The sequence below is a fragment of the Paenarthrobacter sp. 2TAF44 genome, assembly GCF_052114885.1.
Classification (GTDB): domain Bacteria; phylum Actinomycetota; class Actinomycetes; order Actinomycetales; family Micrococcaceae; genus Arthrobacter.
The window spans coordinates 62220-85417 of the sequence record NZ_JBFRFP010000021.1 but is presented as its reverse complement, the minus strand read 5'-3'; the positions used below and the strand labels follow the sequence as shown (position 1 = coordinate 85417).

General features: G+C 62.2%; 19 protein-coding genes and 1 tRNA gene. 9 read left to right on the top strand and 11 right to left on the bottom strand.

What is annotated here, in order from left to right:
- Window positions 1-124: 124 nt before the first annotated feature.
- The 6 genes from sucD to AB4Z15_RS18925 form a co-directional block, all read right to left on the bottom strand.
- Window positions 125-1027, bottom strand: coding sequence for a succinate--CoA ligase subunit alpha (sucD, locus tag AB4Z15_RS18950; protein ID WP_442018485.1), 903 nt, complete (start codon window positions 1025-1027; stop codon window positions 125-127).
- A gap of 12 nt (window positions 1028-1039) precedes the next feature.
- A complete protein-coding gene (gene sucC / locus AB4Z15_RS18945; RefSeq protein ID WP_224093741.1) occupies window positions 1040-2209 on the bottom strand; it encodes an ADP-forming succinate--CoA ligase subunit beta in 1170 nt (389 codons plus the stop codon).
- 265 nt (window positions 2210-2474) lie between these two features.
- A complete protein-coding gene (locus AB4Z15_RS18940) occupies window positions 2475-3164 on the bottom strand; it encodes a hypothetical protein (protein ID WP_442018484.1) in 690 nt (229 codons plus the stop codon).
- Between the two features lie 22 nt (window positions 3165-3186).
- Window positions 3187-4617 carry a putative Ig domain-containing protein gene (locus AB4Z15_RS18935; protein WP_442018486.1) on the bottom strand — a complete coding sequence of 477 codons (1431 nt, stop codon included), beginning with the start codon at window positions 4615-4617 and terminating at the stop codon, window positions 3187-3189.
- 180 nt (window positions 4618-4797) lie between these two features.
- A complete protein-coding gene (gene pcrA, locus AB4Z15_RS18930) occupies window positions 4798-7350 on the bottom strand; it encodes a DNA helicase PcrA (RefSeq protein ID WP_442018483.1) in 2553 nt (850 codons plus the stop codon).
- 76 nt (window positions 7351-7426) lie between these two features.
- Window positions 7427-8281, bottom strand: coding sequence for an inositol monophosphatase family protein (locus AB4Z15_RS18925; protein ID WP_442018482.1), 855 nt, complete (start codon window positions 8279-8281; stop codon window positions 7427-7429).
- 33 nt (window positions 8282-8314) lie between these two features.
- On the opposite strand from AB4Z15_RS18925, the gene AB4Z15_RS18920 reads away from it, so the two are divergent.
- Window positions 8315-8941 (top strand): hypothetical protein, encoded by a 627-nt coding sequence (locus tag AB4Z15_RS18920; protein WP_442018481.1) that lies wholly within the window; start codon window positions 8315-8317, stop codon window positions 8939-8941.
- On the opposite strand, the gene AB4Z15_RS18915 is transcribed toward AB4Z15_RS18920, so the two are convergent.
- Together AB4Z15_RS18915 and AB4Z15_RS18910 are read right to left on the bottom strand one after the other, a co-directional pair.
- The gene (locus AB4Z15_RS18915) at window positions 8880-9704 is read right to left on the bottom strand and encodes a hypothetical protein (protein ID WP_442018480.1); all 825 of its coding nucleotides are present in this window, start codon (window positions 9702-9704) and stop codon (window positions 8880-8882) included. The two genes, AB4Z15_RS18920 and AB4Z15_RS18915, sit on opposite strands and share 62 nt — an antisense overlap.
- Window positions 9705-10221: 517 nt before the next feature.
- Window positions 10222-11013, bottom strand: a complete 792-nt coding sequence (locus AB4Z15_RS18910) for a hypothetical protein (protein WP_442018479.1) — start codon at window positions 11011-11013, stop codon at window positions 10222-10224.
- A gap of 107 nt (window positions 11014-11120) precedes the next feature.
- Between AB4Z15_RS18910 and AB4Z15_RS18905 the strand changes: the two genes are divergently transcribed.
- The 3 genes from AB4Z15_RS18905 to AB4Z15_RS18895 all read left to right on the top strand — a co-directional run bounded on the left by AB4Z15_RS18905 (window position 11121) and on the right by AB4Z15_RS18895 (window position 12074).
- Window positions 11121-11193 (top strand) — tRNA-Arg (locus AB4Z15_RS18905).
- Window position 11194: 1 nt separating this feature from the next.
- Window positions 11195-11680, top strand: coding sequence for a DUF6314 family protein (locus tag AB4Z15_RS18900; protein WP_442018478.1), 486 nt, complete (start codon window positions 11195-11197; stop codon window positions 11678-11680).
- Window positions 11667-12074, top strand: a complete 408-nt coding sequence (locus tag AB4Z15_RS18895) for an NUDIX hydrolase (protein ID WP_442005952.1) — start codon at window positions 11667-11669, stop codon at window positions 12072-12074. The genes AB4Z15_RS18900 and AB4Z15_RS18895 overlap by 14 nt, the downstream gene beginning before the upstream one ends.
- 64 nt (window positions 12075-12138) lie before the next feature.
- Here the strand turns inward: AB4Z15_RS18895 and AB4Z15_RS18890 are convergent, their stop codons facing one another.
- Together AB4Z15_RS18890 and AB4Z15_RS18885 are read right to left on the bottom strand one after the other, a co-directional pair.
- Entirely contained in the window at window positions 12139-14052 is a 1914-nt protein-coding gene (locus AB4Z15_RS18890; protein ID WP_442018477.1) for an ABC transporter ATP-binding protein, read from the bottom strand.
- 2 nt (window positions 14053-14054) lie between these two features.
- Entirely contained in the window at window positions 14055-15716 is a 1662-nt protein-coding gene (locus AB4Z15_RS18885) for an ABC-F family ATP-binding cassette domain-containing protein (protein WP_442018476.1), read from the bottom strand.
- Window positions 15717-15996: 280 nt separating this feature from the next.
- On the opposite strand from AB4Z15_RS18885, the gene AB4Z15_RS18880 reads away from it, so the two are divergent.
- From AB4Z15_RS18880 to AB4Z15_RS18860, 5 genes are all read left to right on the top strand, one after another.
- Complete coding sequence (locus AB4Z15_RS18880) at window positions 15997-16719, top strand: hypothetical protein (RefSeq protein WP_442018475.1); 723 nt, start codon at window positions 15997-15999, stop codon at window positions 16717-16719.
- The gene (locus AB4Z15_RS18875) at window positions 16716-17423 is read left to right on the top strand and encodes a hypothetical protein (protein WP_442018474.1); all 708 of its coding nucleotides are present in this window, start codon (window positions 16716-16718) and stop codon (window positions 17421-17423) included. Before AB4Z15_RS18880 ends, AB4Z15_RS18875 begins: the two co-directional genes overlap by 4 nt.
- A 242-nt stretch (window positions 17424-17665) precedes the next feature.
- Window positions 17666-18481, top strand: a complete 816-nt coding sequence (locus tag AB4Z15_RS18870) for an amino acid ABC transporter substrate-binding protein (RefSeq protein WP_442018473.1) — start codon at window positions 17666-17668, stop codon at window positions 18479-18481.
- A complete protein-coding gene (locus tag AB4Z15_RS18865) occupies window positions 18482-19141 on the top strand; it encodes an amino acid ABC transporter permease (RefSeq protein ID WP_431118589.1) in 660 nt (219 codons plus the stop codon).
- Window positions 19128-19979 carry an amino acid ABC transporter ATP-binding protein gene (locus tag AB4Z15_RS18860; protein WP_442018472.1) on the top strand — a complete coding sequence of 284 codons (852 nt, stop codon included), beginning with the start codon at window positions 19128-19130 and terminating at the stop codon, window positions 19977-19979. The genes AB4Z15_RS18865 and AB4Z15_RS18860 overlap by 14 nt, the downstream gene beginning before the upstream one ends.
- A gap of 37 nt (window positions 19980-20016) precedes the next feature.
- Here the strand turns inward: AB4Z15_RS18860 and AB4Z15_RS18855 are convergent, their stop codons facing one another.
- On the bottom strand, window positions 20017-23043 hold the full coding sequence (locus AB4Z15_RS18855) for an alpha-mannosidase (protein ID WP_442018471.1): 3027 nt from the start codon (window positions 23041-23043) through the stop codon (window positions 20017-20019).
- Window positions 23044-23198: the final 155 nt, after the last annotated feature.

Here is a 23198-nt window from a genome sequence, read left to right as displayed (position 1 = left end):
GCCCCGCACCTTCCGTGTGGAAAGGGCGGGGCCGCCGTCGTGCTTTAAAGAGCAACGCGGGGTCACTTTGAGCCCATTCCACGTTCAGGAATGGGCCATAAGTGACCCCGCGTTGCTTTGGGTACTAGAGCGTTGCGAAAACCTCGCGCAGCAGCTTAGCGGTTTCGGACGGCGTCTTGCCGACCTTCACGCCTGCAGCTTCGAGAGCTTCCTTCTTGGCCTGCGCGGTACCTGCGGAGCCGGAGACGATGGCGCCGGCGTGGCCCATGGTCTTGCCCTCAGGAGCGGTGAAGCCTGCAACGTAGCCAACAACCGGCTTAGTGACGTTGGCCTTGATGAAGTCAGCAGCGCGCTCTTCAGCATCGCCACCGATTTCGCCGATCATGACGATCGCCTTGGTCTCCGGGTCAGCCTCAAACGCAGCCAGGGCGTCGATGTGCGTGGTGCCAATGATGGGGTCGCCACCAATGCCGATAGCGGTGGAGAAGCCGAGGTCGCGGAGTTCGTACATCATCTGGTAGGTCAAGGTACCGGACTTGGACACGAGGCCGATGGGGCCCTTGCCCGTGATGTTTGCCGGGGTGATGCCAACCAGGGCTTCGCCCGGGGTGATGATGCCGGGGCAGTTCGGCCCGATGATGCGGGTGATCTGGTTGCCGTCGGCGTCAACCTTGGACTGGGCGAGTGCCCAGAATTCGGCGGAGTCCTGAACCGGAACGCCTTCAGTGATGACTACAACGAGGCCAATGCCGGCTTCGATGGCTTCAACCACTGCATCCTTGGTGAATGCCGGCGGAACGAAGACGATGGAGACGTCTGCGCCGGTTTCAGCGATGGCTTCCTTGACGGTGCCAAAGACGGTGATTTCCTTGTCGCCGTGCAGGACCGTGGTGCCGGCCTTGCGGGCGTTGACGCCGCCAACAATGTTGGTGCCGGCCTTGAGCATCAGTGCGGTGTGCTTGGTGCCTTCGCCGCCGGTGATGCCCTGAACGATGACCTTGGAGTCTTTGTTGAGGTAGATAGACATTGTCTCGTCCCTTTACTTAGCTGCGTTGGCGAGCTCGGCGGCCTTGTCGGCGCCCTCGTCCATGGTGGCGGCCAGAGTAACCAGCGGGTGGTTGGCCTCGGTCAGGATGCGGCGGCCTTCCTCGACGTTGTTGCCATCGAGGCGAACGACCAGCGGCTTGTTCGCAGCGGATCCGAGCTCAGCAAGTGCACCCACGATGCCCTTTGCCACAGCGTCACAAGCGGTGATGCCACCGAAGACGTTCACGAACACGCTCTTGACCTGGGAGTCGCCCAGGATGACGTCCAGGCCGTTGGCCATGACCTCGGCGGAAGCTCCACCACCGATGTCCAGGAAGTTGGCGGGCTTGACGTTGCCGTGGTTTTCACCAGCGTAAGCAACGACGTCCAGGGTGGACATTACAAGACCGGCGCCGTTGCCGATGATGCCTACTTCGCCGTCCAGCTTGACGTAGTTGAGGTCCTGAGCCTTTGCCTTGGCCTCAAGCGGGTCAGCCGATTCCTTGTCCTCGAGCAGTGCGTGGTGCACGTGGCGGAAATCGGCGTTTTCGTCGAGAGTGACCTTGCCGTCGAGGGCAATGATGTCGCCCGCGCCGGTGCGGACCAGAGGGTTGACCTCAACCAGGGTTGCGTCTTCCTTCTTGAAAACGTCCCAGAGCTTCAGAATGACGTCGGCCACTTTGCCGCGCAGTTCTTCAGCGAAGCCTGCAGCTGCGACGATCTCGTCAGCCTTGGCCTGGTCGATGCCCACAGCGGGGTCGATGGCGATCTTGGCCAGGGCCTCGGGACGCTCAACAGCCAGCTGCTCAATTTCCATTCCGCCTTCAACCGAGCACATGGCCAGGTAGTTGCGGTTTGCGCGGTCCAGGAGGACCGAGAAGTAGAATTCCTCGGCGATGTCCGCACCCTGGGCGATCATCACCTTGTTGACGGTGTGGCCCTTGATGTCCATGCCCAGGATGTTGGTGGAGTGCTCAAGCGCCTCTTCGGCGGTCTTGGCAACCTTGACGCCGCCAGCCTTGCCGCGGCCACCAACCTTAACCTGTGCCTTTACGACAGTAACGCCGCCGATCTTCTCGGCAGCTGCCTTTGCTTCTTCAGGAGTGTGCGCCACGATGCCGGCGAGCACGGGTACACCGTGCGCTTCGAACATATCGCGCGCCTGATATTCAAACAGGTCCACGGTTTAGTGTCCTTCTACGTCGAAGTAGTTTTCTGTTCAGCCGGGAACCGCGATGACCGCGATAGCCAGCTGCGGAAAGTACGCGGTAAACAACCGGGATTGAAGCCGGTCACATTGCGTAAGGTCCTCTCGGAACTTTAGCCCTTTGAGGAGTCCCGCCAGCTACACACTACCTGTTAAGTGAGTAACCTTACACTTCTATCGGCTGTAGAAAACCCGCAGAATGACGCGGTTTTTTGGCCGCTCATCGTCTGTTCGACGGCGATCACGACGCCGGTTTCAGGTTCCCGCGGACCGTTTTGCCGCCGTCGGAAATTAGCTGGTAGCCCTCCCGGCTGACAAAGAACGCCACGCCACCGGAGACATTTCCGCAGGCTACACCGTCGTTATAGGCCGAGCACCGCAGGCCGTTGCGCTCGATGTTCTGCCCGTCGGCCAGCTCGCGCAGCTTGGAAATGGGGCCGCTCCGGTTACCTTTGGGCCCGAACTCTGACTCCATTTGTGTTACGCCGGAACGACACGAGCCATAGACGGCCTTATCCGGAGAAAGGAGAACCGTGCCGCCAAGGTAGCCCAGGCCTGTGCCGGCGCAGTCGTCGGAGATGTCATCGATCTCCGGTTTGGCATACTTCGCCAATTCGCAGTGCACCACGGGCACCACGGCGAACTTGTTGTTGGCCGCATCAGAATACGAGTTAGCCTCGTACGGCACGTTGAGGTGCCCGCCCTTGGAAGACGTCATGTGGCACACGATGTTGCGGTCCGGCGTCACAAACGCGGTGACGCCCTCGCCTGCAGCCAGGGCGGTCTGCTCCGTAACGGGGACCTGCTTGAGCTGTTCCAGCGGAGGCAACGGCGCCGGCGGGACATAGTCAGGGTCCTTGGTGGCGAAGGAGCAGCCCGTGGCCAACACCATCAGCAAGGCGGCAAGAATCCCCAATACAGTCCGTCGCATGCCACCAATTATGCCGGTGACCTCAAACCGGATTGCTTCGTCGCCGACGGAAGCTGTTCAGGACGATCAGCGCAGCGCCCACAACCAGCAGGCCCACGGCGGCCCCCAGAGTGGTTTTCAGGCTTCCGGACTGCAGTCCGGAAACGGCGAGTTCAGCGCCCGACGTCGACGCCACCGCTCCTGCCGGAGTCACCGCGGCCGGAGGTGCGGGAGCTGCTGGAGCCTCCACTGCCGCCGGTGGACTTTCCGCGGGCGGCTGCTCGACGACCGGAGGCCGGGTTTCGAGTACAGTCACGGTTGTCCAGAAAATGCGCTGCGTCAGCTGGTCCGCGTCGCGGACCCACACGGCAATCCGGAAAGAGCCAACGCGCGTGGGTATCCCCGTGAGGAAACCGTTCGCATCCACAGTCAGGCCCTCTGGAGAGGGATCACTCGAGCTCAATCCGCCGGCAAAGTACCTCCGCGTGGAATAGCCGTAGACATAAGGTGCTACTCCCCCGGTAGCTTGTGCAACCTTGGCCGAATACGACTCACCCAACACAGCCGGCGGAACGTCGAAACCGGTGGTTTGCATTCCCAAGGCATGGACGATGATGCTGGATGTCTTGTCCGAGAAGCCGAAACGGTCCTGGATATGGAGAGTAAATCCATAGGTACCCGGAGTGGTTGGCACTCCGGAAACCGATGACTCGCGAAGTTCCAAGCCCGGGGGAAGTTGCCCGGAAACTATTGAGATCGAGGTGTTCGCGCGGTCCAACCCGTAATAGTCGAGGAACTCTTGGTAGAACCACCCCACCACACCGTCGTCGAACGTGCCCATACCCGGCAGCAGCTCTCCGTCCGATACGTAAACGCTCGGCGGATAGTAGCTTTTGATGTCGATGTATATCTGTTCGGTCAGGGTTTGCCGGGGATCCGAGGAGTCCGAAACAGTGACCGTCAGAGATGGGCTGTACAGCTCAGTAGGAGTTCCGCTGAAGCTCAGGGTCTCCGGGTCAAAAACCAAACCTGCTGGGATATCCGTCGCCGTAGCGGTATACGGGCCGGTCCCGCCGGTAACCTGCAACTCAGCCTCAAACGGTTTGCCCACGAACGCGCGGTCCTCGCTGAGCCTTACCGACAGCGGGGCTGCCGCCTCAACGGCGACTTTTTCGACGGCGGGTGGTTGGGTCTCGGTAGGGCTCGCAGTTGGTGTCGGGCTGGGCGTGTTTGTCGCGCTGGCGCTGGGACTGGCACTGGCACTGGGCGAGGGACTCGCACTGGCGCCGGGACTCGCGCCGGCGCTGGGCGTGGCGGCCGGGTTTGCAGTGGGGACACTACTAGGAACGGGCAGATCAGCAGCAGTTCCCGGCTCTGCGCCCTGCAGGGCGAGGCCCCCGGCGAAGCCGCCAACGAGGAGCACAGCAAGCAAGAACCTCAGAGATTTACCGGCATAACCATGCCGCCCAGCCATTGCGCCCACGCGCGTCCTCCCCCACAGGAATGCAACATTTGTTGGCGCTGCAAGGAAGGCAAAACAATCGACGCCGGCCCCAGTGCAACGCCCCGTCAGTCTAGGGGTGGCCTGAACTTATGGCAACAAACCCGGCGGGACGTCAACGAGGAGGCGGCCATGCCCGCAGTTGAGCCTCGGTCAGGCATCCAGTTTGGTCAGGGGCGCGTACCGCAACAGCAGGCGCTTCTCACCGACGTCGAACTTCACCTTGGCGACGGTCTTGTCACCCGAGCCTTCGACCCCCAGCACAACCCCGTTGCCGAAGCTTGTGTGGTTGACCTTGTCCCCCACCACCACTGAAATGACTTCCTTTTGTGGCTGCACCCTGTTGCGTGCGACGGCGGCCGGGACGTCGGCGTCGAAACCTGCGGTTGGGCTGGCGGCAACCCCGCGTGAGGTGCCTGCGCCCCAAAAAGAGCCGCCGTAGCGGTTGGAGCCGATGGGAGCATTTCCCCAACCACCACCTGCCGCTTGCCGGCTCATGCCTTCACGCTTCCAGTCCACCAGCTCGGAGGGTATCTCTTCCAGGAACTGGCTGGCGGGGTTGTACTGGCTTTGGCCCCACATGCTGCGGACCTCGGAGCGCGTGACATAGAGCCGTTTGCGTGCACGGGTAAGTCCCACGTAGGCCAGGCGGCGTTCTTCGGCCAGTTCCTTGGGGTCCGTGGCCGAGCGCTGATGCGGGAAGATACCGTGTTCCATGCCGGTCAGGAAGACCACCGGGAACTCCAGGCCCTTGGCGGTGTGCAATGTCATGAGCGTGACAACGCCCATGCGCTTGGCTTCGGCCACGGCGGCGTCAATATCCCCGCCGGGAGCATCAGGAATTTGATCAGCGTCAGCCACCAGGGAAACCTGCTCCAGGAACTCGCCCAGTGAACCGTCCGGGTTGTCGCGTTCATACTCGCGGACCACCGCCACCAATTCGGCGAGGTTTTCCACGCGGGACTCGTCCTGAGGATCGTTGCTGGCGCGCAGACCCTCGAGATATCCGGTCTGCTCAAGCACGGCCTCCAGGGCAGCGGAAGCACCGGATCCGGAAGCCACTTCAGCGAGGTCATCCAGCAGCTTCACAAAGCCCAGGACTGCGTTCACAGAACGCGTTGCCATCCCTGGCGCCTGGTCAGCACGGCGGGCCGCCGTCATGAAGGACGTCCGCTCGCGTTCAGCCAAGGCAGCGACTGCACCCTCGGCACGGTCGCCAATCCCCCGCTTTGGTTCGTTGAGAACCCTGCGGAGATTGACGTCGTCGTCGGGGTTTACCAGGACGCGCAGGTACGCCAGGGCGTCTTTGATTTCCTTGCGCTCGTAGAACCGAGTGCCGCCCACCACTTTGTACGGCAGGCCCACCCGCACCAGCACGTCTTCAATGGACCGTGACTGGGCGTTGGTGCGATAGAAAATGGCGACGTCGCCGGGACGCAGCCCTTCCTCGTCCTGAAGCCGGTCGATTTCCTTGGCGATGAACTGGGCTTCGTCGTGCTCGTTTTCTCCTACGTAGCCGACGATCTTCTCGCCATCGCCCTCTGCCGTCCACAGCCGCTTTTCCTGGCGGTTGGGGTTCCGGGAAATCACGGAGTTGGCGGCGGTGAGGATGTTCTGCGTGGAACGGTAGTTTTGCTCAAGCTTGATGGTGCGCGCATTGGGGTAATCGGCTTCAAACTCCACGATGTTGCGGATGTCCGCGCCACGGAAAGCGTAGATGGACTGATCGGAGTCTCCGACCACCGTGAGTTCGCTGGGCTCGACGTCGGTATCAGTGCCAAGGCCAACGATTTCCCTGACCAGCGCGTACTGGGCGTGGTTGGTGTCCTGGTACTCGTCCACCAGCACGTGCCGGAACCGGCGCCGGTAGGACTCCGCGAGCGCGGGGAACGCCCGGAACATGTAGACGGTCTCCGCGATGAGGTCATCGAAGTCCATGGCATTGGCTTGGCGCAAGCGCTGGGTGTAGCCCTTGAAGACTTCTGCCACGGCTTGTTGGAAGGGGTCTTGGTGGTTTGCCGAGGAGACGTAGGAGTCGGCGTCGATCAGCTCGTTCTTGAGTGCGGAAATCTTGTGCTGGATGGCCTTTGGCGGGAACTTCTTGGGATCCAGATCCAGGTTCTTGGACACAAGGGTGATCAGGCGCAGGGAATCCGCGGAGTCGTAGATGGAGAAGTTCGAGTTCAGGCCCACGTTGGCAGCCTCACGGCGCAGAATGCGCACACAGGAGGAGTGGAACGTGGAGATCCACATGCTCTTGGCCCGGCCACCTACCAGTGCCTCGATACGTTCGCGCATCTCAGCGGCGGCCTTGTTCGTAAACGTGATGGCCAGGATTTCGCCGTGGTGGGCACGCTTGGTGGCAATGAGGTAGGCGATCCGGTTACTCAGCACACGGGTCTTGCCTGAGCCTGCGCCCGCAACGATCAGCAACGGGCTGCCGGCGTGCTTCACGGCTTCTTCCTGCTGCGGATTCAAGCCCTGGAGGAGGGCGTCGGCGGAAGGAAGCCTTCCAGCCCCTTGGTTGCCCCAACCACCGGAAGCAGGAGTGTCGTTTGTTCCGCTGCTGGACCCACCACTGCCCTCACCGAACCGGGCGCGGGAAGCGCGGCCGCCCGCGTGCGAAAGCTCCGGGGCAGCCTTGGTTGCGGCTTTGGAGCCCGCGTTGAAGGGGCCGTCTGCGTAGGGGTCGAACAACATATCCATGGTGACTACCAGTCTAGGCGGTGCCTCTGACACTCAAGGGCCACCCCAAAGAGAGCACAGTCCCGGCGATCAAAAACTACGCAAACTGGGGAACAGAGGTGAGTGCCGCACTCAACTCGCCGACCGCCGTCGGGCCTCCGGCAATAAACCAGTTAAGGCCGTTGACCTGCACGACGGCGGTGTCCCCACCTGCAGCGCGGACGATCGCCTTGCCAGGGAGCCAGTCCCACTCCGGGCAGCTGTGCTGGAACCAGCAGCCGAGCTCGCCATCAGCCACGCGGCCGAGGTCGCACGAGCCTGAACCGAACATGCGCAGCGATGCGGCGGAGACAGCTGCGGCATGCCAGGGCATTGCAGTGCGGGGGTCCGCCAACCAGGTGGGGTGGATGTAGGTAGCTGCACAGATTTGGCCAACAGGGAGGTCTCCGGAACCTGAAATAGGTTCGCCGTTCAGGCTCGCCGGATGCTCGTCCCCACCCAGCCAGAGCTTGTCCAGTTCCGGCTGGTAGATGGCGCCAAGCAGCACATCCGGATCCGCAACCGGATTGACTCGGTGATCTGAGGGATCTGAATCGTCGCGTTTGACGGCAATGGCCGAGCACCAGTACGTGGAGCCATGCAGGAAGTTGTATGTTCCATCCACCGGATCGATCACCCAGGTCCGGCCACTGGTACCGGCAACAGAGGTGCCTTCTTCGCCAAGGATGCCATCTTCGGGGCGGCAGCGTTGCAACTGTTCCAGGACATACGCCTCGGCTGCATGATCGGCTGCCGTGACGACGTCGGACACTGACGTCTTGCGCGTGCCCTGCAGTCCGCCCATCCGCATGAGCAGCGCCAGTTGGCCTGCCTCGCGGACCAGTGCGCTGGCCAATTGGTAGTCATCAAGTGATGGATCGAGTTCAGTTGCGGTGTGCCTGCCGGTGGTCATGGTCCCAGCTTATGTGGCGGGATAATGAATGACATGGCCAAGACACCAGCGCAGCGCATCAAGAAGCACGGAGCCAAGGCGGTGGTCCCGGATCACACCCTCCCACCCGTGATCAATCCCACCACGCGGCGGACCCCAGAGAAGGCGCAGAGCAATTCCAAGCTCATTGTGATTGCAGGCGTAGTGGCCAGCCTGTTCCTGTTTTGGTACCTGCACTTGCTGACGCTGAACCAGATGACGCAGCTTTCAGGCGGCCTGGCAATGCCGGATTCGCTGATTGGTGGGTTCTCACAGGACTACGTCGCCCAGCTTCGCGCCGCGATGGACGAAGCCGCGCGCGGTCAGTTGAATTACGTCCATAAGACTGCCGGCACGCTCTTTCCGCTGATCTTCGGTTTCAGTTGGCTCCTGCTGATCGGCATCAACGTTGCACGCAAATCGTGGCGCTGGGCAATGTGGGCCGCTCCCCTGCTTTTTGCTGTGGCTCACTTGTGGTCCAACGTCGCCATTGATTCCATGCTGGCTGCGGAAACGCCCGACGCCGGTTCGGTTGCCCTGGCTTCCGCCGTCACCATTGCGTCGTGGGTGCTGTTCCTTATCAGCCTGCTGTGCGGCGTGGCGGCGGTGTTCCTCGGACGGAAGAACGCGAAACAGCCCTGACAGCTTTCCGTTCCCTTGTGACGCGGTGAGCCACTACCAGGCCTACTAAGGACAACCCCAGGATGATCGGATACGCCATGGTGCGCTCGATGGCGCCGGGCTCCTCAACGCGCAACTGCACCGCAAGCACGTGGATGGTGGTTCCCAGGGATACAACCCCGAACAGCAGAACTATCCATGACATCTGCGTGTGCCCTAGCCATATCAGGCCCAGTATCACCAACGACAGCGGTCCAGCGATGAAGTACAGTCCCGCACCGGTCAGGTGCAGGGCGAGGTCGGTGTCTTCGGGGATCAGGCCAACCATTGCCTGGCCTATGCCCGCCACGAGGATCAGCACCCTGACGGCCCCGGCTGCAAGCCAGGGAAAGGCGTCGGGTGACGCGACGCTTGATGCCATCCTTGGCCGGATGACCCGGGCGCCTGGCTCAGCCGCCACAGAAAGGACAGCGGAGCTCAAAAGCACCGCCCCGAGCACCATGGCAACTCCCTGAAGCACAAACGAAGCATTCATGAGCCAATTAAGCGGCGAGCACACCTCGTAACCGTTGAACGGACCGCAGTGGGCAGCGCCAAGATCACTGATGACATGGGCGCGCCGGTCATAACCTGGATTGCCTTGCCACACAGCCATCGCAGTGGCTTCCACCACGAAATAGTGGATGAGGGTGATCGCGGCCCAACCCCCAATCAGCTCGCGCCGGCTGGCGAGGTCAGGCAGAAGTCCCCGGTCGCCGCCGCGCGGACCAGCCGCCGTCGTCATAGCGTCAGAATAGTCCCGCAGCCCGGCAGGCGCACCCGTTCATGGGCCCGGGCCGCTGTCTTCGGATGGGCAAGGCTGTACGAAGCGGGCGAAATAAAAACGATAGTGTTATCCCAGTGGGCCAACCGCCCACCCCTTCGTTAAAACAATTGACCCGCCGGCCAGCGGGTCATTGTTAGGCGCAGGGCGCCCATGTTGTGCGATCAAGGGACTAATTCCTTGGTGCCCACACATCAAGACTAGGCCCCCGAGCGGATTTTCTCTAATGCCCTTGCAGAATTTGGGCAAGTGGCATTCGTAGGGTCCGTGATCGCACCTTTCCTACGGGAGGAGGTGTCCGATGACTTCAAAGCGAAAGCGCAAGAAGCCCTGGGGCGCTCTGAACCTTATGGTGAATGTCATCCGACTTTCGGTTGACCTGATCCGCTGGTTCTGGCAGAGCATCCCCTAACCGGGAGCGGTGGCTGTGGCATCCATCCACGGTCACCGTCCCGCTCCTGCTGTCCCCATGCCTGAATCACCGCAGGGCCTTCGCCGCCTTTCGTACCGTGTGCACGCGCTGGGCGATGACCAGGCCGGCAGTTGCCAAGCCAATGGTGACGGGGTAGCCCATCAGCCGTTCCAGTGTTCCGGGGTGGGGCACGTCCATTCCCGTGATCCCGCCAACAATGAGCGCCCCGATACAGAGGGAGCCGCAGGCAGCTATGAACCAGCTCATCGGCGTCTGCCGGAACCAAAGGATGCCCAGCAGAAGCAAGGCGAAGCCGCCGCCGATGAAGAACATCAGTGCGCCGGCAAAATGCCATGGGGAGCCGACGTCTTCGGGCACCAGTCCAACGATGACCGTCCCGAGGCCGGAAACACCTGTCAGTATGCGAATGGCCACAGCCATGATCCATGGCTTGGCCAGGACCCGGGTCCGGGGCTCGTCATCGGCTGTGGCGGTGTGGAAGCGCTGGGCATGCACACCCGGACGCGCTGCCACGCACAAAAGCCCTGCGGTCAGGAACACCGCACCAAGGATCAATGCCAGGCCCTGGACAACAAAAGAGGCGTTCATCAGCACATGCAAAGGGGAGCACACTGCCCGGTCCTCGTAGACGCCGCACGATACTGCGCCCAGGTCGCTGATGAACCCGGTGGCCCTGCTGTACGGTTGCGGACCGGCCCAAGCCTCGATGACAGCAGACTCTGCAACGAAATACTGGACCACGCTCAGTTGGGCCCAGGCGCCGATGTTTGCCCGCGTAGCGCGAACGTCCGGAAGGAACGTGCCGGTGGTTTCCGGTACTGTCGTATACCCTCTCATGACCGCCAGCCTAGCCCGGTTCGGGCACTGGCCCGGCAGCTTGTATGCTTGTAGTCGTGTCCGGCCATGGAGCTGTCGTAACGGTACTCCGGGCCATGGACACGCAGGCCCTCGTAGCTCAGTGGATAGAGCACGGCTCTCCTAAAGCCGGTGTCGTTGGTTCGATTCCAATCGAGGGCACTTGAACCAGCAGCAGCCCATCCAGGACTTGCGTGCCTATTTGGCTGGCACGTGGAATGTGGAGCGGACTCTGTTGGACCGGGCCTCCGGCACCCGCGGAACCTTTACCGGCGTCGTGCGTTACACGGAAGAGCCCGACGGCGGCCTTCACTACCGCGAAGATGGAACCATGCACTGGCCCACGCATTCGGGCCCCGCATTCCGCGAGTACGTCCTCAAGCCTGGCCCTGAAGCGGATTCCATGGACGTTTTCTTCCCCGATGGCCGGCCATTCCATGTGATGAGTTTTGCGGAGCAAGCCAACCAGGACAAACATTGGTGCGATCCCGACGACTATTACGTGAACTACACCTGGGAAGGCCGGGACGCGTTCCGTTTCACGTGGGATGTCCGCGGTCCGGCCAAGGATCTGCTGCTGGAATCACATCTGGTCCGAATGAACACCTTGTCCGAATCAACAGTGGGAGGCAAGCGTGAGCGTTACTGATGTGATCGTGGTCAGCGCTGTGTGCGTTTACAACAAGGAGGGCCAGCTCCTGACTGTCCGCAAGCGCGGCACGGACAAATTCATGCATCCCGGTGGCAAGCCCGAAGCCGGTGAAACCGCGGCAGAAGCTGCAGCCCGGGAATTGCTCGAGGAAGTGGGCATCGAGGTTGCCCCCGAAGACCTCGAACCGCTGGGCGCTTGGCTCGCAGTGGCCGCCAACGAGGCCGCGACCAACATCGAAGCCACGGTCTTCACCGCTCCTGGGACCTGGGAAGCGCACCCTTCGGCCGAGATCGCCGAGATCCGTTGGTTGGACCTCACAGCACCTTTACCCGGGGACCTCGCGCCCCTGTTGACGGATCACGTGCTGCCTTTGCTCACCCCGCCCAAGTAGCTGGCATTAGTGGTTGTTCTGAGGGCTCAGAACAACCACTAATGCCAGCTAGTTGCGGACAGCGTTACAGTTCCGGAACTGCTTCCTCAGCCACCGCCGTGGCTTCCGCGAACTGGGTCCGGTACAACTCCGCATAGCGGCCCTCAGCAACAAGCAGCTCGGTGTGAGTGCCACGCTCCACGATCCTGCCGTCCTCCACCACCAGGATCACGTCCGCTGCACGGATCGTGGACAACCTGTGCGCAATCACGACGGCGGTACGCCCCTCGAGCGCTTCCCCCAAGGCCGCCTGGACGGCGGCTTCGTTAGTGGAGTCCAGCGCGGCGGTCGCCTCATCAAGAATGACGACGCGAGGCTGCTTGATGAGCAAACGCGCGATGGTGAGCCGTTGCCGTTCGCCACCGGAGAGCCGGTACCCGCGCTCGCCAACGACTGTTTCCAGGCCGTCCGGAAGAGACTGGATCATGGGCTCCAGGCGTGCACGGCGGAGGACCTCCCACATGTCCTCTTCCGTGGCATCCGGCCGGGCCAGGCGCAGGTTGGATGCAATGGTTTCGTGGAACAGGTGGCCGTCCTGGGTCACCATGCCCAGCGTGTCGCGCAGCGAGTCAAAGCCGAGGTCCCGGACATCCACGCCGGTGCCAGGTCCGTGCCCGCCAAGGCGAACGGCTCCGGAGTCGACGTCGTACAGGCGTGACAACAATTGGGCCACCGTGGACTTTCCTGCGCCGGACGAGCCCACCAAGGCCACGGTCTGGCCCGGCTCAACACGGAAGCTGACACCGTGCAGGACTTCCTCGCCGCCACGCGTGTCCAGGGTGGAGACGTCTTCGAGGGAGGCAAGGGACACTTTGTCCGCCGACGGGTAGGAGAAACGGACGTCGTGGAATTCCACGGCGACGGGTCCGGATGGAACGGCTACGGCGTCCGGCTTTTCTGTGATGAGGGGCTGCAGGTCCAGGATCTCGAAGACCCGCTCGAAGCTGACGAGTGCGCTCATGATTTCCACACGCGCGTTCGAAAGTGCGGTCAGCGGAGCGTAGAGACGGGTCAGCAGGAGAGCCAGGACCACTACGTCGCCAGGTGCCAGTTGGCCGCCAAGTGCAAGCCAGCCGCCCAGTCCATAAACGAGGGCCAGGGCCAGGGCCGAGACCAAAGTCAGCGCCGTGACGAAGGTGAACTGCAGCATGGCGGTACGGATGCCGATATCGCGCACCCGGCCGGCCCGGGCAGCGAACTCCATGGATTCCTCATCCGGCCTGCCGAAGAGTTTCACCAGTGTGGCGCCGGGAGCGGAGAACCTTTCGGTCATCTGCGTACCCATGGCAGCGTTATGCGCGGCCGCCTCGCGTCGGAGGTCGGCCAGCTTGGATCCCATACGCCGGGCTGGTATCAGGAAGATTGGCAGCAACACCATGGCCAGGACAGTGACCAGCCAGGACGTGTTGAGCATGACCACCAGGGTCAAGGCGAGCGCCACAACGTTGCTGACCACACCGGACAACGTGCCGGCGAAGGCTGACTGTGCCCCGATGACATCGTTGTTCAGGCGGCTGACTAGCGCGCCGGTCCGTGTCCGGGTGAAGAAAGCGATGGGCATCCGCTGCACGTGGTCAAACACGCGGGTACGGAGGTCCACGATGACGCCCTCGCCAATGGTGGAGGACAACCATCGCGTCACCAGTCCGACTCCGGCCTCGCCCACAGCCACAACCGCAATGAGGACGGCCAGCCAGATCACTGTGCCCACGTTTGCCTTGGCAATGATGGCGTCAACCACTTGGCCGGCAAGCACTGGCGTGGCGACCGCGAGGAACGCGCCCGCGATCGAGGCAATGACGAAGGCTATGAGCTTGCCCTTGTGCGGCGCGGCAAAGCCCAGCACGCGCTTCAGCGTTTCCTTCGAGAACGGCTGTGAGCCGGACTTTGCCGTGGTGATGTTGTAAAGCGAGCTCCAGGCTACGCGGTCCATACTCATGGTTACTTCTCCTGGCCGAGGGTGTGGTGAAGCTCCTGGACACGGCCATTTTCCAGGTGCCAACGCGAATCGAGCCGAACGTTCTGAAGCAAACGCCGGTCATGGGTGACCAGCAGGAGGGCGCCTTCGTAGCTTTCCAGCGCCTCTTCAAGTTGCTCGATCGCGGGGAGGTCAAGATGGTTGGTGGGTTCGTCCAGCACCAGCAGGTTCACGCCACGGGCCTGCAGGAGGGCCAGCGCGGCACGGGTCCGTTCTCCCGGGGATAACGAATCGACGGTCCGCGAGGTGTGGTCCGCTTTCAGGCCGAACTTGGCCAGGAGTGTGCGGACGTCCGCGCTGTTGCAGTCCACCAGCACGGCTTCGACGGCGTCGCCCAGCTGCCGTCCGCCGTCGAGCAGTCCGCGGGCCTGGTCGATTTCGCCGATGGCGACAGAGGCGCCCATGGAGGCTTCGCCGTCGTCCGGTTTCCGGGTACCGAGCAGCAAGCGCAGGAGAGTGGATTTACCGGCGCCGTTGGGCCCGGTGATCCCGATGCGCTCACCGCCGTTGAGCTGGAGGTTGACTGGTCCCAGCGTGAAGTCGCCTTGACGGACCACGACGTCACGAAGGGTTGCGACGACGGCACTTGAGCGGGGCGCCTGGCCGATGCTGAACTGCAGTTGCCATTCCTTGCGCGGTTCCTCTACCTCGGTGAGGCGGGCGATGCGCGACTCCATCTGGCGGACCTTCTGTGCCTGCTTTTCGGAGGACTCGGTGCTCGCGGCCCTGCGGATTTTGTCGTTGTCCGGATTCTTCTTCATCGCATTGCGGACGCCCTGGGAGCTCCACTCGCGCTGGGTCCGTGCGCGGGACACAAGATCGGCCTTGGTGTTGGCAAAATCTTCGTAACGTTCGCGGGCGTGGCGCTTGGCGACCGCACGTTCCTCGAGGAACGCTTCGTAGCCGCCGTCGTAGACAGCCACGGAGTTCTGGGCGAGGTCCAGTTCCACAACGGTGGTGACGCAGCGGGCCAGGAACTCACGGTCGTGTGAAACCAGAACCACTCCTCCGCGCAGGCCCTGCACGAAAGCCTCCAGCCGGGCCAGGCCATCAAGGTCCAGATCATTGGTGGGTTCATCAAGAAGGACAACATCGAAGCGGCTGAGCAGCAGTGCACCCAAAGCAACCCGGGCAGCCTGCCCGCCGGAGAGCCCGGTCATGAGGGCATCGGTACCAAGCTCCAGGCCAAGGTCTGCCAGCACGGCCGGAATCCGGTCCTCGAGGTCTGCAGCGCCGGATGCCATCCAGCGGTCAAAGGCCAGGGAGTATGCGTCATCCGTTCCGGGAGCTCCGGAACCGAGGGCTTCGGCAGTAGCTTCCATCTCCGCGGTGGCCTGGGCACAGCCGGTGCGGCGTGCAATGTACGCTGCGATAGTTTCGCCCGTGGTGCGCTCATGTTCCTGGGGCAGCCAGCCCACAAAGGCGTCCGAAGGAGCCAGATTAACGGTCCCCTCCTGCGGCTGGTCCACGCCGGAAAGGATGCGCAGGAGCGTCGATTTGCCCGCGCCGTTCGCACCCACCACGCCCACCACATCGCCGGGAGCAACGGTGAGGGAAAGCTTTGAAAAGAGCGTGCGGTGGCCGTGACCACCGGCAAGATCCTTGGCCACCAGTGTTGCAGTCATTCTCTATTCCTCTCGCAGCGCCACCACGGCGCTCGCGTCTACATCACCAGCACGGTAAAACAAGCGCGGGTTCACTTACGAAACGCGGCCTCACTACCCGTGATTCCCACGGGCATGGAAAAACCCGCTGGTCCGGACTTGGGGGGTGTACGGACCAACGGGTTCAAGCATCAAGCATAATTCAATGTGGCGTCGGCGTAAAATCAATCCGTACCCTTTGCTTCGGTTCCCCTGTGGGTGATGCCGGACTTGCCGTTTGAAATATCCCAGAAAGCCCTCCATGCCCTTACCGTCCAAGGCGTTCCAACGCTGGCTTCACGGCGTTGCACCCAACGCCAGCACAGCGGACGTCTGCAGGATTTCCGGGATAAAACGGACAACGCTGGCCCAACAGTTGGTCCGGGGCAAGGTGGCAGAGTCAACGTTGGTCAGCATCAGCCGGGGCTATCACATCAATCCCGTGCAAGCCCTTGCCACGTTTGACCTCTACGCAGATCTTCGAGGCGACCCCGTCCCGCCCACGCCGGATGAACTGGTGAGCCAGATTGCCACCATGGATTTGCTGCGCGCGGTAGTGGAACGCAGTGAACCGGGGTCCGTCTCCGTCACAGGACTGTCGCCAACACCGCACCCCACCGCGGTTCGCAACTGGGTGGATGCAATCGACGACGGCGAGTTGCGGCACCGGGTCAGCGAAGCCACCGGCATCGCGCCACAGAACTTCTCCGCCCACCTGACCGCCAACAGGCTTCCTCCCGAGTTGGCCATCGCGACGTCGCGGGCTGCCGGCGTCGGACCAGCGGGCGGGCTGGTTGCTGGAGGGCTGATCACGGAGGCGGAGGCCGGTTGGTCCCCCAACGGGCGGCAGGAGGCCCTTGACCGGATGACCTTGGGCGAGCTGGTGACCCTGGCCGGTGAGAGGCTTCAGGCGCTGGGCAAGACCTTGCGCCGCCAAGAACAAGACCACGAACGAACTGAACGAATTTGGGAGAATCTCGGATGACGGCTGTCCTGCCTTGGGCAACACTGGCGGTGTGCCTGGCTATCACCATCGCACGGATTCCGAGCCTGCTCCGGGGTGAGAACCGGGTGGTTTTCTACATCTTTGCGCTGATCACCCTGGATATCCTCCTGAGCATTGAGGCACCGTACCTTGCCATCGATGCGCTGTTAGGCGGAGTTAATGTCACCAACCTGATCCTGCGGTTCCTGCTGTACGGTACGTTCCTGCTGATGGGCATCAAGATTGCCATGGGTTTCGCTTCCAGGTCAGCGGAACGGGCCATTCGTGGCCCTTGGGGGCTGACAGTCCTCGGAATCACGGTGGCGTTGACCACGTTCTTCTTTGTCATCACGGACACCCGCGGCTCCACGGCGGGAATGACAGGACTGACCTGGGGACCTTCAATGGAGGCCTACGCGGCTCTGGGCCGCTTTTATCCTGGATACGTATCAGCCTGTTTGCTGCCGGCGATCTGGCGCACCATCATGGGCCGCTACCCCGCCTTGCTGCGTGCCGCCTCGGCCCTCCTGTTCGTTGGGCTGGCCTTGCTTTTGGTGTCCCAACTCTTCCCACTGATCCCGCTGGTGCACCTGTGGCTGCGTTCCCTGATCAACTACTCCGCAGTGCTGGCGACGGCCATTGGGCTCGCCGGGATCTGGTTTTCCAAGGCGTTTGCCCGGCGGAAAGCAAGACGCACAGCGTAAGACTTTCACAAAACCATTAGATCGTGGCACAATCATGAATGTGTGAACGCGGTTGCAGCCTGGCACCGGAATCAGAGAACGGGTTTCCGGTGAATGTGGCGCCCACGTGATCACAATTGGGGGGATGAGTGGTGGCGGGCTGTTGGGGACCGCCCCCACTCAGCCTTTTTAACCACCCTTTCCGCAGGCCTCCAAGCCTTTCCTGCCGGGAATCCGTGGTGGCCCGTGACTAAGATGGCTCCATGACCAGCCTTCGCTCCCGCCGTTCTCTTTTCGCCGCTACCCTGGCCGCCGCCGCCATTGCACTCTCTGCCTGCGGTGGCGGTTCCACTCCAGCCCAGTCCGGTGGCGATACATCCTTGTCCGACGTGAAATCCAAGGGCGAACTCGTCATCGCAACGGAAGGAACCTACCGGCCGTTCAGCTTCCACGCAGAGGGCGCCGGTGAATTGACGGGCTACGACGTTGAGGTTGCCAAAGCGGTGGCTGAAAAGCTGGGCGTGAAGGCTAGCTTCCAGGAGACACAGTTTGATGGCATTTTTGCGGGTCTGGACGCCAAGCGGTTCGATACCATCGCAAACCAGATCTCCATCAATGACGAGCGCAAAGCCAAGTACGAGTTCTCCAAGCCCTACACGGTCTCTACCGGCGTTGTGGTGACCAAGAAGGACAATTCCAGCATCAACAGCTTCGCTGACCTCAAGGGCAAGACCACCGCGCAGTCACTGACCAGCAACTTCTACAAAATGGCCGTGGAGGCCGGCGCCAACGTTCAGGCGGTTGAAGGCTGGGCCCAGTCTGCCACCCTCGTGCAGCAGGGACGCGTGGACGCAACGGTGAACGACAAACTCACCTACCTGGACTACGCAAAAACCACCCCGGACTCCGGTTTGAAGGTGGCCGCCGAAGCGCCGGATAAGACCGAGAGCGCCCTGGTGTTCCGAAAGGGTTCCACAGAGCTGGCCAAGGCTGTAGACAAGGCGCTGGATGACCTCCGGGCAGACGGAACCCTGACAAAGATCTCCGAAAAGTACTTCGGTGCGGATGTCACCAAATAAATGAACTGGGACCTCATTTGGAGTTCCTTCGGGCCGATCATCACAGGGGCCGTAACGGGCACCATCCCCCTTACCCTGGCCTCCTTTGCCTTTGGCCTGGTGCTGGCCTTGGTGGTGGCGCTGTTGCGGCTGAGTTCGAATTGGCTGCTGTCCGGCATAGGTCGTTTCTACGTCTCGGTCATCCGCGGTACTCCCCTGCTGGTGCAGCTGTTCGTAATTTTCTTCGGCCTTCCCAGCATTGGCATCCGCCTGGATCCCTGGCCGAGCGCCATCATCGCCTTCTCCTTGAACGTGGGCGGCTACGCTGCCGAGATCATTCGGGCTGCAATACTTTCGGTGCCCAAGGGACAGTGGGAAGCCGGCCACACCATCGGGATGTCCCACCCCCAGACGCTGGTGCGCATCATCCTCCCGCAAGCGGCACGCGTGTCCGTTCCCCCGTTGTCCAACACCTTCATTTCCCTGGTTAAGGACACGTCGCTCGCTTCACTCATCCTGGTTACCGAACTCTTCCGCAATGCCCAGCAAATCGCTGCGTTCAGCCAGGAGTTCATGGCCCTGTACCTGCAGGCAGCCCTGGTTTACTGGGTCATCTGCCTGGTCCTTTCCACTGCGCAGTCCGCTGTGGAAAGGAGATTGGACCGCTATGTCGCCCACTGACGCACCCCAACAACGCGAACCCCGCGTCACCTCAGTCCTGAAGGCCCGGAACCTCGCCAAAGCCTTCGGCAGCAACGTGGTTTTGCGCGACATCGATATCGACATCCGGCGCGGCCAGGTGGTGGCCCTGATCGGGCCGTCGGGTTCGGGCAAGACCACCGTTTTGCGGTCGCTCAACGGCCTTGAAATCCCCGACGCCGGTACTGTTACCTTTGGCGGCACCGGCCGCGGCCCAGGCTCCGGCTCCGGCTCGGGCTCGGGAAGCGAGACCTCCGATGGCCTTTCCATCGATTTCGGCGCCAAAGTGGGCAAGAAGGAGATCTCAGCGCTGAGGGACCGCAGTGCCATGGTGTTCCAGCACTACAACTTGTTCCCGCACATGACGGTCCTGAAGAACATCATCGAGGGTCCAGTCCAGGTACAGAAGCGTCCGAAGGCAGAGGCCATCGCCGAAGCCGAGCGTCTGCTGGAGCGGGTGGGCCTGGCTGACAAGCGGGACGCCTATCCGTTTGAGCTCTCAGGCGGACAACAGCAGCGCGTGGGCATCGTCCGTGCCTTGGCGCTCCAGCCGCAACTGCTGTTGTTCGACGAGCCCACGTCAGCATTGGATCCCGAGCTGGTCGGTGACGTCCTCGGCGTCATCAAGGAACTCGCCGAGGAAGGCTGGACCATGGTGATCGTGACCCATGAGTTGGCCTTCGCCCAACACGTGGCGGACGAGGTCATCTTCATGGACGGCGGCGTTGTGGTGGAGCGGGGCCCTGCCGCCGAGGTGCTGCGCGCACCCCGGCAGGAACGGACCAAGCTGTTCGTGAAGCGGCTGCAACACGACGTCTAAACCTCTTGGGGCGGGTCCTGTTGTCGCTGGGCAGCCTTTATCGGGCGAACCGCAATGTGACTAACTGGAACGGGCGCAGGACCAGCTCGGCTGCGTCCTGCCCCACCGTCACCCCAGGGGCCTCTACCGGCCGTTCCAGCAGGTCCGTGGCCAGGACGTCATGAGCTTCAAAGTTGGCCCTGACAACACCGGCTGAGCGTTGTCCCAAGGATTCGTAAAGACGCACAATGACGTCTCCGGAACCATCCTCGGCCAGCTTCACTGCCTCCACTACCAGGGCCGGGTTGGACACGGACAGCAGGGGTACCACTGGCTTGCTACCCGTGACATAGCGGGGCTTCAGATTGGTCCGGTAGCCCTCCTCCACGGCATCCGCGATCCCCGCTCCAGGCCTGATGGACAGTTCAAGTGTGTGCTCGCCGCGGTCTGCTTCAGGGTCCGGGAACCTGGCGGAACGCAACAGCGAGACGCGGACAGTCGTCGTCGTTCCGCCATCCCCGCGGACAGCCCTGGTGACGTCGTGCCCATAGCTGGAAGAGTTGCTGACGGCCACGCCATAGCCGGGCTCTGCAACGTGGATCCAGCGATGTGCGCAGATCTCGAACTTCGCAGCATCCCATGACGTGTTCGTATGGGTCGGCCGGAACACGTAGCCGAACTGGGTCTCGGAGGCCGAACGGTCCGCCCGGACATCCAGCGGGAAGGCGATCTTGAGCATCTTTTCGCGTTCCTGCCAGTCCACTGTGGTGGCGATCCCCAGCGACTCCGCACCGGCGTCGAGCGTTATCCGTTGCGTGATGGTGGAGGCACCAACCGTACGAGTGACCACCACGACGGCGCCTGCCTCCGTGCGCTCAAGATCGATGGTTTCCGCCTGGGTCACTTTGGTGACGTTGCGCCGGTAGAACTCCTCGATGTCCCAGGCGTCCCATTCATTGGGAGTATCCCTGAACAGCTCAAGCAGGTTGCCGGGCTGACCGGGCACCATCGCCTCGCGGCCAGTGGAATAGTCCATGAGTGAGGTCAACAAGCCATCACTGTCCACCACGGCTCGGATGATTCCGTTGTCCAGGACGTAGCCGCCATCCTTTTCGCCGGCATCAACAACTGCCTCCGGCTTCACGGCTTCCGCAGCGGCGAGTGCCGGCACGCCAGCCCGCTTGTGTGGGGCCGCGTTGAGCAGGAACTGCCTGTCTCCCTGGCCGACAAGTGCCTGAGCCGCCTGGGTGATGATGGCCTCGAGATCGCGGGCGATTGCCTCGTAGTTCCGCTCGGCATCCTCGTGGACCCAGGCGATGGAACTGCCCGGCAGGATGTCGTGGAATTGCTGCAGGAGCACCAACCGCCAGAGCCTCTTGAGCTCCGCTTCGGGATAGGCATAGGCGTCGCCCAGTCGCACTGCAGCCGTGGAGCACCACAGTTCTGCCTCACGCAGCAGGTGCTCGCTGCGCCGGTTGCCTCGCTTGGTCTTCGCCTGGCTGGTGTAAGTTCCGCGGTGCATCTCCAGGTACATCTCGCCCACCCACACCGGGAGGTTTCGGTACTCGGCTTCGGCCGCTGTGAAGAAGTCCTTGGCCGTGCCCAACCTGACCTTGGGTGAACCCTCGAGATCTGCGGTGCGGTGTGCAGCGGCCACCATCTCGCGGGTGGGGCCGCCACCGCCGTCGCCATAACCGAAGGGAACCAGAGACATTGTGCCGCGCCCGTGCTCACGGTAGTTGCGTTCCGCATGCGCAAGCTCGCGGGCATGGAGCTCTGCGTTATACGTGTCTACCGGCGGGAAATGGGTGAACAACCGGGTACCATCGATGCCTTCCCACGTGAACGTGTGGTGCGGCATCCGGTTCACCTTGTTCCAGGAAATCTTCTGCGTAAGGAACCATCGCAAACCTGCAGATTTAACGATTTGTGGGAGTGCGCCGGAGTAGCCGAACGAATCGGGCAGCCAGGCTTCCTGGCACTCCACGTCGAATTCCTTCAGGAAGAAACTCTTGCCTTCCACGAACTGGCGCGCCATGGCCTCGCCACCGGGCATGTTGGTGTCCGATTCAACCCACATGCCACCGACGGGAACGAACTGCCCGGCCCTGACCTTTTCCCGGATGCGGACAAAAAGCTCAGGGAAGAATTCCTTGATCCAGGCCATCTGCTGGGCCGAGGAACACGAGAAGACGAAGTGGGGGTTCTCGTCCATGAGAGCCACGACATTGGAGAATGTACGGGCACACTTGCGGATGGTTTCACGGACAGGCCACAACCAAGCGGAGTCGATGTGCGCATGACCGGTAGCCACGAGTTGGTGGGCCGAAGCATAGGCGGGCCGGCTCAGTACCTCTGCCAGTGCCTCGCGGCCTGCGGCAGCCGTTCCCGCAACATCGTCCGGGTCCATGATGTCCAGCATCCGTTCCAGGGCCCGCAGGATTTCGTGGCGGCGCGGCAGCTCCATGGGGAGCTCGTGCATGAGGCCACTGAGTGTCCACACGTCCTGGTTAAGTTCCCACACCGTCTCGTTGAGTTCGGCAATGGCAATCCGGCCGAGGCGATACCGGGGTTCGTCTCCGGATGTCGCCTTGTTCCCCAAAGGAGTAGGCGCAAATGACCAACCCTGCGACACATCCGGGTTGGCTGCTGCTTCCACATAGAAATCCACGGACAATCCGCCACCGAGCAGCTTCAGCGGAACGTGGTAGTTACGTGGGGAGATGGCCTTGATGATGCTGGCATCGGCGCGCCAGGCTGTGCCTTCACACTGGAACCCCGGCACGTCGCTGTTGAAGCCAAGGTCCACGATGATTTCCACCGCCGTCCCCTCGGCAGAACCCCAGCCTTCTGGAACTTCACCCTGCAGGCGGAGCCATTTAGTGCTCCACGGCTTACCCCAAGGTGCGCCCGGCTCCTGGGGCGTGAAGAGCTGGCGCATGGCCTCGGCTGCGGGCACGGGTTCTCCAGGCGAATCCCAGCTGCTGAGCTGCAGTGGGACGGACCTGCCGTAAATGGCCGGAAGAAGACGTTCCCGAACGAATCGATCGAGACGCTGTTCAGTGATCCGGCGATCGTCGTGCAATTAAATCCCCTTAGGCATTGGCTGGTGGCAAAGCGTCATGGCCGGCGGGCGAGCCGGCACTTTATGGACGGCGTTATTCGAGGACACAGCGATTCCAATCGATGGATAAAATCTACGTTGTTCCAGCTCAATAGCCAAGTGAACGAGGACTATCC

Excerpts from the sequence above, each read along its gene's own strand:
- AB4Z15_RS18910 (WP_442018479.1), bottom strand. The coding sequence starts at position 11,013 with ATGAGAGGGTATACGACAGTACCGGAAACCACCGGCACGTTCCTTCCG.
- sucD (WP_442018485.1), bottom strand. The coding sequence starts at position 1,027 with ATGTCTATCTACCTCAACAAAGACTCCAAGGTCATCGTTCAGGGCATC.
- AB4Z15_RS18875 (WP_442018474.1), top strand. The coding sequence starts at position 16,716 with ATGACGGCTGTCCTGCCTTGGGCAACACTGGCGGTGTGCCTGGCTATC.
- AB4Z15_RS18915 (WP_442018480.1), bottom strand. The coding sequence starts at position 9,704 with ATGACGACGGCGGCTGGTCCGCGCGGCGGCGACCGGGGACTTCTGCCT.
- AB4Z15_RS18925 (WP_442018482.1), bottom strand. The coding sequence starts at position 8,281 with ATGACCACCGGCAGGCACACCGCAACTGAACTCGATCCATCACTTGAT.
- AB4Z15_RS18920 (WP_442018481.1), top strand. The coding sequence starts at position 8,315 with ATGGCCAAGACACCAGCGCAGCGCATCAAGAAGCACGGAGCCAAGGCG.
- AB4Z15_RS18940 (WP_442018484.1), bottom strand. The coding sequence starts at position 3,164 with ATGCGACGGACTGTATTGGGGATTCTTGCCGCCTTGCTGATGGTGTTG.
- AB4Z15_RS18880 (WP_442018475.1), top strand. The coding sequence starts at position 15,997 with ATGCCCTTACCGTCCAAGGCGTTCCAACGCTGGCTTCACGGCGTTGCA.
- AB4Z15_RS18885 (WP_442018476.1), bottom strand. The coding sequence starts at position 15,716 with ATGACTGCAACACTGGTGGCCAAGGATCTTGCCGGTGGTCACGGCCAC.
- AB4Z15_RS18935 (WP_442018486.1), bottom strand. The coding sequence starts at position 4,617 with ATGGCTGGGCGGCATGGTTATGCCGGTAAATCTCTGAGGTTCTTGCTT.
- AB4Z15_RS18860 (WP_442018472.1), top strand. The coding sequence starts at position 19,128 with ATGTCGCCCACTGACGCACCCCAACAACGCGAACCCCGCGTCACCTCA.
- AB4Z15_RS18890 (WP_442018477.1), bottom strand. The coding sequence starts at position 14,052 with ATGAGTATGGACCGCGTAGCCTGGAGCTCGCTTTACAACATCACCACG.
- AB4Z15_RS18865 (WP_431118589.1), top strand. The coding sequence starts at position 18,482 with ATGAACTGGGACCTCATTTGGAGTTCCTTCGGGCCGATCATCACAGGG.
- pcrA (WP_442018483.1), bottom strand. The coding sequence starts at position 7,350 with ATGGATATGTTGTTCGACCCCTACGCAGACGGCCCCTTCAACGCGGGC.
- AB4Z15_RS18870 (WP_442018473.1), top strand. The coding sequence starts at position 17,666 with ATGACCAGCCTTCGCTCCCGCCGTTCTCTTTTCGCCGCTACCCTGGCC.